We start from the raw sequence: 802 nt of genomic DNA on the forward strand, positions 1-802 counted from the left end.
GTCCATGGACTCCTCTCCGATCACGGCATCACTGAAGACGTGAAACCACTGACCGTGACGGGACGAGAGTCCCTGCGGGGACTCTCGCTCCCGACACCGTTCGACACGTTGCTTGAGTCGTACCTCGACCTGATCGAGTCGCTCACCGAGGAGATTCAGAAGCTTGATCAGACGATCGAAGAGCGCGCTGGGTCTCTGAAGGAGACCCAGCTGCTGATGAGCATTCCCGGCGTGAGTTACTTCACGGCGCTGACGATCTACGCGGAGTTAGGTGGGATCGACCGGTTTGACGGTGACAAGGAGGTCGTCAGTTACGTCGGATTGAACCCGGTGATCCGCGAGTCAGGCGACTCGCGGATCGAGGGGAGCATTTCGAAGCGTGGATCAGGTCGTGTGAGATGGTTGCTCGTCCAAGCAGCTAACACCGCAGTTCATACCTGTAACGACGAGTATCTGAGTCGGTTCTACGACAGATTAGCAAGCCGGAAGAACTCACAGAAAGCAATCGTGGCGGCAGCTCGGAAGATGCTGGTGTCGATCTACCACATGCTTGATCGGGGAGAAGCGTACGATCCACCGGGTGTGACCGCATAGACGAGGGATCTGAGGGCCGCCGGACTGGCGGCCCTCAGTGGCCGGCCGAGGCCCTCCGTGAGCGCCAGCTATCGCCAGACAGCGACCGCACCGCAGACACGTTCCGACCGCCTACCGGCTGTGAGAACAGCAGATCCCCCGACGGCGTAATCATTTTGTCACTAGACGTGGTTTGATCGGCTAGCAGCGTTTCCATAGGTGAAATCCT

At 58.7% G+C, this 802-nt stretch carries 1 protein-coding gene; it reads left to right on the forward strand.

From position 1 onward, the window contains the following. Nucleotides 1-594: IS110 family RNA-guided transposase (locus tag ACNS88_RS17625; protein ID WP_435100663.1), on the forward strand; the 594-nt coding region annotated here is incomplete at its 5' end. Nucleotides 595-802: the final 208 nt, after the last annotated feature.

The sequence above is a fragment of the Halorubrum shenae genome (genome assembly GCF_051194165.1).
GTDB lineage: Archaea > Halobacteriota > Halobacteria > Halobacteriales > Haloferacaceae > Halorubrum.